At 58.5% G+C, this 14,179-nt stretch carries 15 protein-coding genes; 10 read left to right on the plus strand and 5 right to left on the minus strand.

Annotation, left to right across the window (positions count from 1 at the left end):
• Genes proC through VSS37_RS15985 form a run of 3 tightly spaced genes read left to right on the plus strand, consistent with a single transcriptional unit; the run spans position 1 to position 1,712 of the window.
• Positions 1 to 843, plus strand: coding sequence for a pyrroline-5-carboxylate reductase (proC, locus tag VSS37_RS15975; protein ID WP_324696804.1), 843 nt, complete (start codon positions 1 to 3; stop codon positions 841 to 843).
• An 18-nt stretch (positions 844 to 861) separates the two neighbouring features.
• The gene (locus tag VSS37_RS15980; protein ID WP_324696806.1) at positions 862 to 1,410 is read left to right on the plus strand and encodes a YggT family protein; all 549 of its coding nucleotides are present in this window, start codon (positions 862 to 864) and stop codon (positions 1,408 to 1,410) included.
• A gap of 41 nt (positions 1,411 to 1,451) precedes the next feature.
• A complete protein-coding gene (locus tag VSS37_RS15985) occupies positions 1,452 to 1,712 on the plus strand; it encodes a DUF167 family protein (protein ID WP_324696809.1) in 261 nt (86 codons plus the stop codon).
• Between the two features lie 28 nt (positions 1,713 to 1,740).
• On the opposite strand, the gene rbp is transcribed toward VSS37_RS15985, so the two are convergent.
• Positions 1,741 to 2,118, minus strand: coding sequence for an RNA-binding regulator (gene rbp / locus VSS37_RS15990; RefSeq protein WP_324696811.1), 378 nt, complete (start codon positions 2,116 to 2,118; stop codon positions 1,741 to 1,743).
• 238 nt (positions 2,119 to 2,356) lie between these two features.
• Positions 2,357 to 3,955, minus strand: a complete 1,599-nt coding sequence (gene gshA / locus VSS37_RS15995; RefSeq protein ID WP_324696813.1) for a glutamate--cysteine ligase — start codon at positions 3,953 to 3,955, stop codon at positions 2,357 to 2,359.
• Positions 3,956 to 4,125: 170 nt separating this feature from the next.
• Here gshA and nhaD point away from each other — a divergent pair, with 170 nt between their 5' ends.
• On the plus strand, positions 4,126 to 5,544 hold the full coding sequence (nhaD, locus tag VSS37_RS16000; protein WP_324696815.1) for a sodium:proton antiporter NhaD: 1,419 nt from the start codon (positions 4,126 to 4,128) through the stop codon (positions 5,542 to 5,544).
• Positions 5,545 to 5,586: 42 nt separating this feature from the next.
• Here nhaD and purU read toward each other — a convergent pair whose 3' ends face one another.
• Positions 5,587 to 6,450 (minus strand): formyltetrahydrofolate deformylase, encoded by an 864-nt coding sequence (purU, locus tag VSS37_RS16005; RefSeq protein WP_324696817.1) that lies wholly within the window; start codon positions 6,448 to 6,450, stop codon positions 5,587 to 5,589.
• A 157-nt stretch (positions 6,451 to 6,607) separates the two neighbouring features.
• Between purU and VSS37_RS16010 the strand changes: the two genes are divergently transcribed.
• The 5 genes from VSS37_RS16010 to VSS37_RS16030 all read left to right on the plus strand — a co-directional run bounded on the left by VSS37_RS16010 (position 6,608) and on the right by VSS37_RS16030 (position 10,317).
• Positions 6,608 to 7,411: a TatD family hydrolase gene (locus VSS37_RS16010; protein WP_324696819.1), complete on the plus strand. Its 804-nt coding sequence runs from the start codon at positions 6,608 to 6,610 to the stop codon at positions 7,409 to 7,411.
• An 85-nt stretch (positions 7,412 to 7,496) separates the two neighbouring features.
• Positions 7,497 to 7,784: a hypothetical protein gene (locus tag VSS37_RS16015; protein ID WP_324696821.1), complete on the plus strand. Its 288-nt coding sequence runs from the start codon at positions 7,497 to 7,499 to the stop codon at positions 7,782 to 7,784.
• 120 nt (positions 7,785 to 7,904) lie between these two features.
• A complete protein-coding gene (locus VSS37_RS16020) occupies positions 7,905 to 8,615 on the plus strand; it encodes a DUF6174 domain-containing protein (protein WP_324696822.1) in 711 nt (236 codons plus the stop codon).
• A 116-nt stretch (positions 8,616 to 8,731) separates the two neighbouring features.
• Entirely contained in the window at positions 8,732 to 9,472 is a 741-nt protein-coding gene (locus tag VSS37_RS16025; protein WP_324696824.1) for a helix-turn-helix domain-containing protein, read from the plus strand.
• The gene (locus tag VSS37_RS16030) at positions 9,469 to 10,317 is read left to right on the plus strand and encodes a class I SAM-dependent methyltransferase (protein WP_324696826.1); all 849 of its coding nucleotides are present in this window, start codon (positions 9,469 to 9,471) and stop codon (positions 10,315 to 10,317) included. The genes VSS37_RS16025 and VSS37_RS16030 overlap by 4 nt, the downstream gene beginning before the upstream one ends.
• On the opposite strand, the gene rtcR is transcribed toward VSS37_RS16030, so the two are convergent.
• Together rtcR and VSS37_RS16040 are read right to left on the minus strand one after the other, a co-directional pair.
• Positions 10,314 to 11,912, minus strand: a complete 1,599-nt coding sequence (gene rtcR, locus VSS37_RS16035; RefSeq protein WP_324696828.1) for an RNA repair transcriptional activator RtcR — start codon at positions 11,910 to 11,912, stop codon at positions 10,314 to 10,316. The genes VSS37_RS16030 and rtcR overlap by 4 nt on opposite strands.
• Positions 11,913 to 11,918: 6 nt before the next feature.
• Positions 11,919 to 12,656, minus strand: coding sequence for a MipA/OmpV family protein (locus tag VSS37_RS16040; protein ID WP_324696830.1), 738 nt, complete (start codon positions 12,654 to 12,656; stop codon positions 11,919 to 11,921).
• Between the two features lie 254 nt (positions 12,657 to 12,910).
• Here VSS37_RS16040 and VSS37_RS16045 point away from each other — a divergent pair, with 254 nt between their 5' ends.
• Positions 12,911 to 14,134 carry an RtcB family protein gene (locus VSS37_RS16045; protein ID WP_324696832.1) on the plus strand — a complete coding sequence of 408 codons (1,224 nt, stop codon included), beginning with the start codon at positions 12,911 to 12,913 and terminating at the stop codon, positions 14,132 to 14,134.
• Positions 14,135 to 14,179 lie beyond the last annotated feature (45 nt).

Here is a 14,179-nt window from a genome sequence, read left to right on the forward strand (position 1 = left end):
ATGGACACACCGAAAATTGCACAAAAGCCAACCACGATCGCCTTCATCGGGGCTGGCAACATGGCGCGCAGCCTGATCGCTGGCTTGTTGCAGGATCAGGCCAATGTCGCGCTGCGCGTGGCCGACCCTGACCAGTTGCAACTGGACGCCATCCGCCAATACTGGCCCAACGTGCTGGCCACGACTGACAACCTGGAAGCCATGCAAGGCGCAGATGTGGTGGTGCTGGCGGTCAAACCGCAGATCATGCGCGAAGTCGCCGAAAAACTGGCGGAAACCGCCCAGCGCAGCCGTCCGCTGATTGTTTCCATCGCCGCTGGCATCCGTGAACCGGCCCTCAACCGCTGGCTGGGCGGCAATTTGCCGATTGTGCGTTGCATGCCGAACACGCCCGCGCTGGTGCAGACTGGTGCCACCGGCCTGTACGCCAATGCACACACATCCGACCTGCAACGCAGCTTGGCGGAAAGCATCCTGCGCGCTGTCGGCGTCACTTTGTGGTTTGCAGATGAAGACAAACTGGACGCGGTGACCGCCGTTTCCGGCAGCGGCCCGGCCTATTTCTTCCTGATCATGGAAGCGATGCAGGCAGCAGCGGAACAACTGGGGCTGCGGGCCGAAGACGCCCACTTGCTGATCGTGCAAACCGCCTTGGGGGCAGCCCGGCTGGCGCTGGAAAGCAACGACCAACCGGCCGAACTGCGCCGCAAGGTGACATCCAAAGGCGGCACCACCGAAGCAGCGCTGCAAGTGCTGACCGACGGTGGCCTGCATGACTTGTTCGCCAAGGCATTGCAGGCTGCCGACAGCCGCTCGCGTGAACTGGCTGCGGCCAATAGCTAAACAAACAGGGGATATTTCATGCAGGCATTACAGAATGTAGGCGTCTTTTTGGTCGAAACTTTGTTTTCACTGTACATCGGGGCAGTCCTGATCCGGTTTCTGCTGGCTTGGTCACGGGCGAATTTCTATAATCCGCTGTCACAGTTCCTGGTCAAAATCACCAATCCGTTGCTCGCGCCATTGCGGCGGCTGATCCCGGCAATCGGCAAGCTGGACACGGCCGCGATCGTCCTGGCTTTGAGCCTGATGATTATCAAGGTCTTCCTGCTGCTTGGCTTGCAGGGAAGCGGTGCCAATCCCCCGGTAGTGTTGATCTATTCCGTGGTTGAATTGCTGAAGATGGTGATCAACATCTACATCTTCGCGCTGATCATTCAGGCGGTTCTGAGCTGGGTGGGCAATAGCTACGGCAACCCGATGGCGGACATACTCAACAGCCTGACTGACCCGATCCTGCGGCCGATCCGTAACATCGTGCCGACGATCGGCATGATCGACCTCTCGCCAATGGTTGCGATCCTGCTGCTGTATGTCGCACTGATCCTACTCCAGTCTTTTGGACTTTAGGAATCGGCGGAATGGTAGGTTTTTATCACTGGGAAGGGGAAATGCTGCACTTGTTTGTACGGGTGCAGCCTAAAGCCAGCAAGGATGAGCTTGCCGACATCCAAGAAGACCGTATTCGCATCCGTATTACAGCACCACCCGTTGATGGCAAGGCAAACCAGCACTTACTGAAGTTTCTGGCAAAAACCTTTGGGGTGGCGAAATCAAACGTGCAAATAAAGGCTGGAGAAACCGGGCGGAACAAACATCTTTGCATCAACGCCCCGGTCAATTTGCCGGTAGGAATTATAAGAAACGAGTAACGGATTTTCCGTTACTCGTTTGGCTGAATTAGAATTCGCGTCTGCGGAAACCACCACCATCACGATCACCGCCACGTCCACCGCGGTCGCTACGGAAACCGCCATCACGGTCACCACCACGCGGTTTGAACCCACCACGGTCGCCGCTGCCGCGTGGACGGTCTTCGCGTGGTTTAGCTTCGTTAACTTTGATGTTACGGCCCTGAACTGCTTGTTCATTCAGGCCATTAATAGCTGCTGTGGCTTCAGCGGCATTAGGCATATCAACAAAACCGAAGCCCTTGGATTGCCCCGTCATTTTGTCTTTGATCATGCTGACACTGGACACGTCGCCATAAGCGCCGAACAGTTCACGCAGTTCATTTTCGGTAATTTTATAGGGCAGGTTGCCAACGTAAATATTCACTGTTTGTCATCTCATAAAAATCGTGCGCTGTTTGGGAATTTACGTTGGCAGGTAACCAGTCACACGAATTACCTGATAACGACCGGCCAGGGTGGCCCGATTGGTTATGCACTTTGAAACCTGCAAGTCGAGCGTGGTAGCGGTAAGCAAGCGCACGAAACTCTCAAGTATCAGGCAAGTTCTTAGCAGTGTACCCGAGTTTTTTAACGCTGGTAACAAAAATCGGATAATTGTACTGTTAAATTTTTATGTCGCCTAACGTCCCTGCCAGATAGGCTTGCAGGAAGCTGTCAAAATCCATTTCCGGCCCACGTTCCAACGCTTCCTGGCGAGCCAGGGATTGCTCGGCAAGGCGCTGAAATTCAAGATTTAATTCTGGCGTCAACTGGCGGTGCAGGAAGTAGTCGCGGTGCTCCTGCGACTTGCGGCTTGCAAACGCGAAAAAGCTTTCCTGGCGGTCACGCATAATCTCCAGCATCCGTGCCGAAGGCGTAAGGTCGGGGTTCCAGGCAAGCTGGGCCTGACTGTCAAGGCAATCGGTATAGCAGTCCTCATCATGGACGGCATTCAGCATTTCCGCCACCGGACGCATGGCTTCCAGCAGCTCACGCGCCTTGTCGCGCAGCAACACGCTGTTGCCCAGACAGTCCAAACGTGTTTCCGGGCTGCGCCCATGATGCGCAGTCAGCATCTGATTATGGTTGATGGCGTAAAACTCATCCGCCGTCACCAACGGGCTTTCCTGCAACAGGCAGAAATGCATAAACACTTCCAGGAAAAACAGCTGCCTGCGGCTTATTCCCGCCGGATGGAACGCATTGACGTCAATCGAACGCAATTCCACATAGGCGATGCCACGGCTTTCCAGCGCATCGGTAGGCTTCTCGAAGCCCTCCAATGGCTGCTTGGGGCGCACCGTGCTGTAGTATTCGTTTTCGATTTGCAGGATATTGGCGTTCAACTGACGGTATTCGCCCTCCACCTTGACGCCGATTTCAGCGTATTTCGGGCAAGGCGTGGCGATGGCGTGACGCAGGCTGCGGACATAGGTTTCCAGCGTGTTGTAGCAGACTTTGACGCCAGTCTTGCTTTCCTTGCTGTTGGTGTAGCCGATATTGCCCATACGCAGGGAGGCACCAAACGGCTCGTATAACGTGTACTGGTTGAACTCCTCCATCCCCTCCGGCATCGCCCGGTCGCCCAGGAAACTTTTGCAGATGGCGGGTGAAGAGCCAAACAGATAAATGATCAGCCAACCGTAACGTTGCAGGTTGCGCACCAACGCCATGTATTGGGCGTCACGAAACTCACGCAGGCTGCCGCTGTCGCCTTGCATTTCTTGCCAAGGCCGCCAGAACGCCTCATCGATCGAATAGTTGAAGTGGATGCCAGCGATCACCTGCATGGTCTTGCCGTAACGCCATGCCAGCCCCTGCCGGTAGATGTGTTTCATGCGTCCGGCGTTGGAGTTGCCATACTCGGCGATGCGGATGCTGTCCTCGCCGTTGAGGGCGCAGGGCATGCTGGTTGTCCACAACAGTTCATCGCCCAATTGCTGATAGACGAAGGTTTCGACATTGAGCAGGAAATCCAGCGACTGCGCCGCCCGTTCCTGGGGAGGCGTAATCAGCTCCAGCAACGCCTCGGAATAGTCAGTGGTGATCCACGGGTGGGTCAGGGCGGAACCTAGCGCCTTGGGATGATCCCGCTGCGACAGCTGGCCATTGCTGGCGACCCGCAGGCTTTCTTTTTCCAAGCCGGTGCGGGCATTTTTCAGGTAGGGGTGAAGACGGTTGGTTGCAATAGCGCGCAGACGTTGTTCCAGCAAGCTGTACACGTAAAACTCCTGATTGTTTCGAGGGGGAATTACAGCACAGAAATCCAATAAAACAAATTTCCGGACTTTGTCTGCCTGAAAAGCCTTGCCGGATGTTGTTGTAATGCAACAAGACACGTTAAGATGGGGCCAGTCCATTTTGTTTACATTTTATTAATACGTTTTAAACCATGAAAAACCTCTCCATCCATCCGGCCTTATTGGCAAGGCTGCTATTGGGTTTGTCCGCCCTCCTGTTTCCTTGGCTGGCCCAGGCCAGTGAAACCGCTGCTGAAATCCCCCAACTGACTGGCACAGGGCTGGGCATCACCGCCTTGATCCTATTTGTTTTTGCCTACGCACTGGTGGTTGGCGAAGAACACTTGCACATGCGCAAATCCAAGCCAGTCATGGTGGCGGCAGGCATTATCTGGGTGCTGGTGGCGATCGCCTACGAATCCATCGGGCAGCTCGACCGCGTGGAGGAGATGCTCGACCACAACCTGTTGGAATACGGCAAGCTGCTGCTGTTCCTGCTGGCGGCGATGACCTACATCAACACCCTGGATGAACGCCGCATGTTCGCCGCCTTGCGCGCCTGGCTGGTGTCACGGGGATTTTCGCTGTACTGGATTTTCTGGATCACCGGCCTGCTGTCTTTTTTCATCTCGCCGGTGGCGGACAACCTGACAACTGCCCTGCTGATGGCTGCCGTGCTGGTGGCGGTGGCTTCCGACCGGCCGCAATACGTGGCGATGGGCTGCATCAATATCGTGGTGGCAGCGAATGCGGGCGGGGCGTGGAGCCCGTTCGGCGACATCACCACCCTGATGGTGTGGCAAGCCGGGCTGGTGAAATTCCAGGAATTTTTCGCCCTGTTTATCCCCTCCGTGCTCAACTGGCTGGTGCCCGCGCTGATCATGTCGTTTTTCATTGAAAAGGGCCAGCCGAAGCCATTGAGCCAAGCGGTCAAGATTCGGCAAGGCGGTTTCGTGATCCTGGGGTTGTTCATTGCCACCATTGCAACCGCCGTCATGTTCCACAATTTCCTGCACCTGCCGCCGGTGCTGGGCATGATGACTGGCCTGGGCGTGCTGAAACTGTACGGTTGGTATCTGAAAATTTCCGATGAAGACACCTCCAACAACCTGGATGATGGCCAAGTCGGGCGCTTCAATATTTTCACGCACCTGCAACGGGCGGAATGGGACACGCTGATGTTTTTCTACGGCGTCATCCTGTGCGTCGGCGGCCTCGGCGCATTCGGCTATCTGGCGCTGGCGGCGCAGGCGATGTACATCGACCTGGGCGCAACCTGGGCGAACGTGCTGGTGGGCGTCCTGTCCGCGATTGTCGACAACATTCCGGTCATGTTTGCGGTCATCACCATGCACCCGGACATGTCCCACGGCCAATGGCTGCTGGTCACCATGACCGCAGGGGTCGGCGGCTCGTTGCTGTCAATCGGCTCCGCTGCGGGCGTGGCGCTGATGGGCCAGGCGCGCGGCCTGTACACCTTTTTCTCCCACCTGAAATGGACTTGGGCGGTGGCGCTGGGCTATATCGTGAGCATCTGGGCGCACCTGCTGATCAACGGTTCCCTGATGTAAGCGGGAACCGGCAATAAAAAAGGGGCTTTCCAGCCCCTTTTTTCATTTGAACACCACCGTCTTGTTGCCGTCGACGAACACCCGCCGCTCGATGTGCAGCTTCACCGCCTTCGCCAGCGCGCTGTTCTCCAGGTCACGCCCCAGCGCCGCCAAGTTGTCGGGCAGGAAGGTATGGTCAACCCGTTCCACCGACTGCTCGATGATCGGGCCTTCATCCAGGTCGGAGGTCACGTAATGCGCGGTGGCACCGATCAGCTTCACCCCACGGTCATAAGCCTGATGGTAGGGGCGCGCACCCTTGAAGCCGGGCAGGAAGGAATGGTGGATATTGATGCACATGCCTTCCAGCTTGCGGCAGGTCTCATCCGACAGGATTTGCATGTAACGCGCCAGCACCACCAGCTCCGCCTGGGTTTCGGCCACGATGTCGAGCATGCGCGCCTCCTGCTCCGCCTTATTGCGCTTGTCGACCGGCAAACAGACGAAACGGACACCTTCGCGCTCAACGATGGAACGCAGGTCTGTGTGGTTGGAAATGACCGCCACCAAATCCATATTCAGGTCGCCCTTGTTCTTGCGGTACAGCAGGTCAAGCAGGCAATGGTCGGCCTTGGACACCATCATGATCACGCGGGTCGGGCGTTGCGCGCTGCTGATCCGCCAGCGCATATTGAAGCCGCCCGCGACCGTGGCGAACTGCTGGCGCAGCTCATCGATGGCGGGCGACAACGCCGCGTCCGCCCGGAACATGATGCGGCAGAAAAATTTCTGGGTGATTTCATCATCATACTGCGACATCTCGGCGATATAGCAGCTGGCCCCCGCCAGAAAGCCGGTGATGGCGGCGACAATCCCCGTCCGGGCCGGGCAGGTGACGGTAAGGATATGGTTTTCTTGTTCTTGCATGGAAAAATCTTCACTTCAATGGATAAAGCCTGCGCCATTCTAGTGGGATTTACCGTGCAAATGAAACGGAAAGCCGCCGCAGGCGCATGAAAATTGCTTTTACCAAGCTGGCGGCCGACAATTCGCCCTTTCCGGCATCCAACCACTGACGGCCACCATGAGCAAAAAGCGCGACATCCCGGTATTCGGGCACCCCCTGATCGAAACCCACTGCCACCTGGATTACCTGGAAGGCGCGGCGCTGGAACACGCCCTGCAAGCCGCCCAGGCCGCCAACATCGAACGCATCATCACCATCGCCGTTTCCCCCGACAATCAGGACAAAGTCATGCAACTGGCGCAGCAGCATGAACAGGTCTGGGGCACGCAAGGCGTCCACCCGCACGACGCCGACGCCTATACCGACGCGGTGGAGGTGCTGATCCGCGCCAACGCCCGCCATGAAAAAATCCGCGCCATCGGTGAAATCGGGCTGGATTATTACTACGACCATTCCGACCGGGCGCAACAGCGCGCGGCGTTCGAGCGCCAATTGCAGGTCGCCATCGACCTGGACATGCCGATCGTGGTGCATACCCGCGATGCGGATGCGGACACCCAAGCCATCCTGCGCAATTTCAGCGGGCGGATGCGGCGGCGCGGCGTCATCCACAGCTTCACCTCCGGGCGGGAACTGGCGGAATATTGCCTGGGGGAAGGCTTCCACCTTGGCTTCAACGGCATCAGCACCTTCAACAAGGCGGACAATGTGCGTGAGATCATCGCCCTGACCCCGCCGGAACAAATCCTGTTCGAAACCGACGCCCCCTACCTGACGCCAGTCCCGTACCGGGGGCAGAAAAACGAGCCGAAATACCTGCCCTTCATTGCCGAACAGGTGGCGCGCGTCAAGCAAGTGCCGGTGGAAGAATTGTTGCCGCAAGTCTGGAAAAACAGCATGGAACTGTTTTTCCAGCAATAAGCCGGATTTGCGCCATGCTTTTGCCAGCAAGCGCCGGACACCGTATAGTGGCCGCCAACCTCCCCCCTGCCAGAAGGAAACGGACATGAAAACCATCACCACCCTGACACTTTGCCTCGCCATGCTGGGCGGCTGCTCCTCATCCTCCGACGCCAACCCAAAACTGACCGCCGACAACACAACCACCGTCATCCGCGTCAAAGTCCTCGGCACCAAAATGCAGCCTGACCCGGTGGAAACCCGCATCCGGGAACTGGAAAAGGATGGCAAACTGAAAGTCTGGGGCGTGCGCGAATCCTGGCCGCTGCAATTCGACATTGAAGGCTCCGCCCCGACCATCGCCGAAGTGCAGGCTTTAAACAAAACCCCCTGATTTCCCCGCATTTCCCGAACTTGTCCACGGGCGCAAGGTCTACTGGGATGGACACACCGGCAGGAAAACAGGCATCGCTGGCGTGTCGAATGACTCATAAACATCCCAGGGGACACCATCATGAAACGATTGCTTACCACTGTATTGCTGGCCGCCAGCCTGAGCGCTTGCGCCCTGCCGCCCACCCCCGGCACAACCCCGACGCTGACATTGCAAGACACCCAACTGACCGCCCTGCGCACGCTAATGGGCCTGATGCCCAGCAGCCCGTTCACCGTCAAGGTGTTGGACCAAGACCGCAGCAACACCCTCAGCATCGGCGACATCGCCATCCTCTCCGGTGGCATCACGGCTGGGGAAATCAGCCGCCGCACCCTCAGCGCCAGCGACATCCAGACCATCAACGCCAACCTCAAGCCCGACTACGGCAGCCTCGCCCAGCAACTGCTGGCGGTCGAAACCCAATGGCGGCAAAAACGCCCGAGCCATTACGCCTACACCTTGCAACGCTCCTGCTTCTGCACCCCGGAAGCCCGCAAGCCGCTGGAAATCCGCGTGTTCCGGAACACCGTGCAACAGGCCACCATCCTACCGGACGGCAAGCCGCTGCCCAAAGCCCGCAAGGCCGAAGCGTTGACCATCGACGAGCTGTTTGAGGTCGTCCGCCGCGCCATCAACAACCAGGCCGCCTCCATTGACGTGACCTACGACCCGCTGTACGGCTTCCCCACCACCATTTTCATCGACCAGGACAAAATGATCGCGGATGAGGAAATCAACTACGCCGCCAGCAACTTCAAGATCGCCAGCGGCCTGAAACCCAAACAGTAAGGGCTGTTTCCCGCGCAGGGGCGCAATATCCCGCGTCCCTGCACGTCATTTTCCCCGTTTCCCGCCCGCCCGTATTACAATGCGCGCCTTCACAACAACAATGAAATGCCCGGATCATGCCGCAAACCACTGAATTGCTGACTACCCTGAAAAAGCTGCTCAAGCGCCACAACAAAACCTATGCGGACGTGGCCGCCCGCCTGGAACTGTCGGAAGCCAGCGTCAAGCGCCTGTTTTCCGAACAAAACCTGTCGCTGCAACGGCTGGACGCCATCTGCGGCCTGCTGGAGCTGGAAATCGCCGACCTGGTGCATGAGATGCAGGCGGAACACGCCAAACCGATCAGCGGACTCAGCCACGCACAGGAAAAGGAAATCGCCGACGACCTCAATCTGGTGATGATCACCGTGTGTGTGCTCAACCGCTGGTCATTGCAGGACATCACCCGCCATTACAACTTCAGCGAAACGCAGGTCATCCAGCGCCTTGCCCACCTCGACCGCCTGCACATCATCGAGCTGCAACCCGGCAACCGCATCAAGCTGCTGGTGGCGCCCAACTTCAAGTGGCGCGATGACGGGCCGATCATGCAACTGTTCCGCGCCAAAATCGAAAGCGAATATTTCCGCACCACCTTCACCCGTGACAGCGAGCAACTGATCGTGCTCAACGGCATGCTCAGTGACGCCAGCAACGCCTTGTTCCAACGCAAGATGGCGCAACTGGCCAAGGATTTCGACACCCTGAGCAAAGACGACGCCTGCCTGCCGATTGGCGAACGCAAAGGCTCCACCCTGTTGGTCGCCATCCGCGACTGGGATTATGAACGGCTGTTCGGCGGGCAACGCAAGCTATGAACCGGCGGATTTACAGCCAAGGCTGGGACGGCTACGAACTGATCGACGCAGGCGGTGGCCACAAGCTGGAGCGTTGGGGCGATGTCATCACCATCCGCCCCGACGTGCAGGCCTATTTCCAGCCCGGCCAGCCCGAAGCCGAATGGCTGGCGCGGGCGCACTGGCGTTTCCTCGCAACCGGCAACCAGAGCGGCCAATGGCAGTCCCTGCGGGAAGATGCGCCGGAAAAGTGGCAAATCCGCTGCCGCCACCTGCGCTTCCAGCTTGAACTGACCCGCTTCAAACACCTTGGCCTGTTCCCGGAACAGCGCGCCAACTGGGATTTCATCACCGCCAACCTGCCTGCTGACAGCCGTTTCCTCAACCTGTTCGCCTACACCGGCGCGGCTTCCTGCGCTGCCCGCAGCACCGGGGCGGAAACCCTGCACGTCGATTCGGTCAAGCAACTGATCACCTGGGCGCACGCCAATATGGAATTGAGCGGCCTCACCGACATTCAGTGGGTGCGCGAAGATGCCCTCAAATTCGCCGAGCGCGAACACAAACGCGGCAAGCGCTACGACGGCGTCATTATGGACCCGCCCGCCTGGGGGCTAGGCGCCAAAGGCGAAAAATGGAAGCTGGAAAACAAGCTGGAGGCATTGCTGGCGGCGGCACAGGGGCTGCTGGCGGAAAACGGTTTCCTGATCCTCAACACCTATTCCCCCGCCATCAGCCTGCCGGACATCACCCATTTGGCCCATCGGTATTTTCGCCCGGAACATTGCGAAATCAGCGAGCTATGGATGAAAACCACGACCGGCAAAGAGCTGTACTACGGCAACCTGTTGCGGGCGCGCCGTTAAGCCAATTCGCTGAAGCTCAGGCCGTATTTTTGCAGGTAAACCCGCAGGCGGTGCGAATCGTTGCTGCTGGCGCGCTGGGTGCGGCTGACATTGAACAGTACGCGCCCGGCTTCCGCCAGACTTTTGCTGGCGCGGCACACGCGCACCACCTCCGCCAGTTGCGCCTTGTCGAAATGGTCCATTCCGGCCAGCGTTTCTGCCGCCAGCACTGCCTGCAATAGCTTTTCGGCGCTGGCGGCGGGCGTTTCCTGCTGAAAACCACCCCAGTCGTAACGCAACCGCCCGATTTCCCCCGCGACAATGCCCTCCGTGATGCGCCCGCCGCTGGCCAGCGTCGCCATGCGGGTGATGCTGGAATTGAGGTCGCGGAAATTCGCCCGCCAACTGGCTTCCGCCGAGTACGCAAACGCGAGGTACTGTTCCCGCGCCGCCTTGTTGAAGCTGGCCTTGTGGCCAACCTTGCGGGCGATTTGCTGAAGTTCGTATTCGATATTCGGCTCCAGGTCTTCCAGGCGTCCGCGCAGGCCGGGCAGCTGGTAAGTCCACAGGTTGATGCGCGCCAGCAGGTCTTCGCGGAATTCGCCCACCCGCACCTGCTGGAACAGGTCGCGGTTGGTGCCTGCAATCAACTGGAAATCGCTGCTGGTTTCTTTGTCACTGCCGAAGGGGGTAAACACCTTGTCCTCAATGGCGCGCAACAGCATGGCCTGTTCATCCAGCCCCAGTTCGCCGATTTCATCCAGGAACAGCAAGCCCTTGTCGGCTTCGCGCAGCAGGCCGCTGCGGGCGGTGAGCGCGCCGGTGAACGCGCCTTTCACATGGCCAAACAGCGCCGACATCGCATTGTCGCCGCGCAAGGTGGCGCAGTTGGTCTCCACCAGTTTGCCACTGACCTGCCCGCGCTGTTTTTTCAGCTCGAAAATGCGCTTGGCCAGCCGCGACTTGCCCGCCCCAGTCGGCCCAGTCAGCAGGATAGGCGCGGCGGAGCGGATCGACACCTGTTCCAGTTGCGCAATCAGTGCATTGAACGCAGCGTTGCGAGTTTCGATGCCACCTTTGAGGTAGGCCACGCCTTCCTGCGCCTCACGTTCAAAGCGCGAGGCGATCTGGTCGTAACGCGACAGGTCGAGGTCGATGATCTGGTAGGTTCCCTGCACGCCCTCCCTGCTCGGCGAGGTTTGCAGCAGCTTGCCGGGGATGTAATTCGCCTCGGTGAGCAGGAACAGGCAGATTTGCGCCACATGGGTGCCAGTGGTGATGTGCACGTAGTAGTTGCATTGTTCCGGCTCGAAGCGGTATTGGCGGGTAAAATCCAGCAACTGGCTGTAAACCTCACCGAAATCCCACGGGTTGGCGTAATTGACCACATGCGGCGCCAGGCTCATCCCAGGGCGCAGGTCGCGCATGTCGCGCAGGGTAATGCCCGCCAGTTCCGCTTCATTTTCATGGTGGATCAGCACGAATTCGTCCACCGCAAATTCTGGGTGCATGAGGATGCCCACATTGGGCCGCCAGTGATTCCAGCGGCGTTTCCCCAGACCTTGCTGGTCCAGGCGGGCACCGAGGATGCCGATGACAACGTTACGCTGGCCCATCTGGCCTTAGCGCCACTTGTACGTCAGGCCGACCTGCCCGCCCCAGACCGTGCTGTTTTCCACAATCGGGCTGTCGGTGATCTCGGAGCCGTAGCCGGTGGCGTTCACATCGCCCACCAGCGTCCAACGGGCATCCAACGGCTGCTCCAGCCTGACCCCGGCTTTCAGCGCCAGCGCATCACCCGCCTGATAGGCAGGGCGGCCAGCTTTGGCCTCATCCGCGTCCACGCCGACGTAGTAATCCGTCATGTCAGACGACAGCCACTGCCCTTCCAGATAGGGGCGCGCCGACAAGCTGCCTTGGGCAGGCGCGATGGAATTCAGGGTATAACGCAAATGCGCCTGGGTGCCCTTGTGCGCCGCCACATCCTGGCCGACTTCGGCGTTCACCACCCCGGAAGGCAGCTTCCAAGCCCCACCCAACCGCAGGTTGATGGCGCGGTCAAGGTCGTGCATATCGCGCAGTTGCGGGCTGTCGCCACGTTTGTAATCCCAGTCGTCGACACCTGCGCCGACATAAAACTGCTGGGCGTCGGTTTTGCTGACAGCCAATGTGGCCCCGGCAAGGTCAAACCCGTCCTGGTCGCGCGACAGCACATCAGCGTTGATCCTGGTGTCGCCATCCACAAACGGGGACTGGCTGAAGTTGGCCCCCAGCCCCAGATCAGACGGCAGGAGCGCAGCAAGGTCAGCCAGCGCGGCGCAGGGCACCAATAACAGCAGGAATGGCAATTTGGTTTTCATGGCAGCACCTCATCAAGAGTCAATCATGCCCACAGTGTAGCACAGCCAGGGAACCACATAATTTTATGCCCTATCAATAAGGTTACAGGCATATCCAAATAAATAGCCAAAGGCCGGAACCAGAATCGCCACAACTTCGCCAACAAAAACATTTATTTTTATCTTTCAACATATTAAGTCGTAACAAACGGTATTGGCACAGGCGTTGCTCTAGGATTCCTATCCACAACGGACAATGCAATGAGGAATACACCATGACCATCACCGGCAACTACGAAGTTTTATACGAAGAAGGCCACGCCCCGGTCAAAGCCTGGACACGCGGCGTCACGTTCGACGACAACGCCAAACGTCAGGTGCTGAACATGGCGCAGATGCCCTTCATCCACAAATGGGTGGCGATCATGCCCGACGTGCATCTGGGGAAAGGCGCAACAATCGGCAGCGTGATCCCCACCCTTGGCGCGGTGATCCCGGCGGCGGTCGGGGTCGATCTTGGCTGCGGGATGATGGCGGCGAAAACCACCCTGACCGCTTCCGACCTGCCTGATTCGCTGGAGTTGATGCGTAGCGCGATTGAAAAGGCCGTACCACACGGGATTACCTTTGGTGGACGCGACAAGGGAAGCTGGGGTGAACCGCCCGCTGATGTGCTGGAAAAATGGCTGCACCTGAGCGAAGGCTTCCAGCGCCTGTGTGAAAAGCATCCGTTCCTGAAAAACAGCAACAACCTGACGCAGTTGGGGACGCTGGGAACCGGCAACCATTTCATCGAAGTCTGTCTGGACGAAGATCAAGCTGTGTGGGTGATGCTGCATAGCGGTTCGCGCGGGGTCGGCAACAAGATTGGTTCGCACTTCATCGCACAGGCGAAAAAGGAGATGGAACGCTGGTTCATCCACCTGCCGGACAAGGATCTGGCCTACATCCCGGAAGGCAGCGAGCATTTCCGCGATTATGTCGAAGCCGTGGCATGGGCGCAGGATTTCGCGCAAGCCAACCGCGAAGTGATGATGGCGCGCACCCTGCAAGCGATCCGCGAAGTGCTGCCAAAGCCGTTTTCCGCCGATGTGGAAGCGGTCAACTGCCATCACAACTACATCAGCAAGGAACACCACTACGGGCAGGATGTGTGGGTAACCCGCAAAGGGGCGGTGAGCGCGAAGGCAGGCGAAATGGGCATCATCCCCGGCAGCATGGGGGCGAAATCCTACATCGTGCGCGGGCTGGGCAATGCGGAAAGCTTTTGCAGTTGCAGCCACGGCGCAGGCCGTGTGATGTCACGCTCCGAAGCCAAACGCCGTGTTTCGATGGAAGAACATGCCCGCGCCGTCGCCGGGGTGGAATGCCGTACCGACGAAAGCGTGATCGACGAAACGCCGTCAGCCTACAAACCAATCGAAAAGGTGATGGAGGCGCAGAATGATCTGGTGGAGATTGTGCATACGCTGAAGCAGGTGTTGTGTGTGAAGGGGTAACCCTATTTCCTGAAATCAAGCGTACCTGTATCAAACGAGACAGAC

This window comes from Candidatus Thiothrix phosphatis, assembly GCF_035668035.1.
Classification (GTDB): domain Bacteria; phylum Pseudomonadota; class Gammaproteobacteria; order Thiotrichales; family Thiotrichaceae; genus Thiothrix; species Thiothrix phosphatis.

Excerpts from the sequence above, each read along its gene's own strand:
- proC (WP_324696804.1), top strand. The coding sequence starts at position 1 with ATGGACACACCGAAAATTGCACAAAAGCCAACCACGATCGCCTTCATC.
- VSS37_RS15980 (WP_324696806.1), top strand. The coding sequence starts at position 862 with ATGCAGGCATTACAGAATGTAGGCGTCTTTTTGGTCGAAACTTTGTTT.
- VSS37_RS15985 (WP_324696809.1), top strand. The coding sequence starts at position 1,452 with ATGCTGCACTTGTTTGTACGGGTGCAGCCTAAAGCCAGCAAGGATGAG.
- nhaD (WP_324696815.1), top strand. The coding sequence starts at position 4,126 with ATGAAAAACCTCTCCATCCATCCGGCCTTATTGGCAAGGCTGCTATTG.
- purU (WP_324696817.1), bottom strand. The coding sequence starts at position 6,450 with ATGCAAGAACAAGAAAACCATATCCTTACCGTCACCTGCCCGGCCCGG.
- VSS37_RS16010 (WP_324696819.1), top strand. The coding sequence starts at position 6,608 with ATGAGCAAAAAGCGCGACATCCCGGTATTCGGGCACCCCCTGATCGAA.
- VSS37_RS16015 (WP_324696821.1), top strand. The coding sequence starts at position 7,497 with ATGAAAACCATCACCACCCTGACACTTTGCCTCGCCATGCTGGGCGGC.
- VSS37_RS16020 (WP_324696822.1), top strand. The coding sequence starts at position 7,905 with ATGAAACGATTGCTTACCACTGTATTGCTGGCCGCCAGCCTGAGCGCT.
- VSS37_RS16025 (WP_324696824.1), top strand. The coding sequence starts at position 8,732 with ATGCCGCAAACCACTGAATTGCTGACTACCCTGAAAAAGCTGCTCAAG.
- VSS37_RS16030 (WP_324696826.1), top strand. The coding sequence starts at position 9,469 with ATGAACCGGCGGATTTACAGCCAAGGCTGGGACGGCTACGAACTGATC.
- rtcR (WP_324696828.1), bottom strand. The coding sequence starts at position 11,912 with ATGGGCCAGCGTAACGTTGTCATCGGCATCCTCGGTGCCCGCCTGGAC.
- VSS37_RS16040 (WP_324696830.1), bottom strand. The coding sequence starts at position 12,656 with ATGAAAACCAAATTGCCATTCCTGCTGTTATTGGTGCCCTGCGCCGCG.
- VSS37_RS16045 (WP_324696832.1), top strand. The coding sequence starts at position 12,911 with ATGACCATCACCGGCAACTACGAAGTTTTATACGAAGAAGGCCACGCC.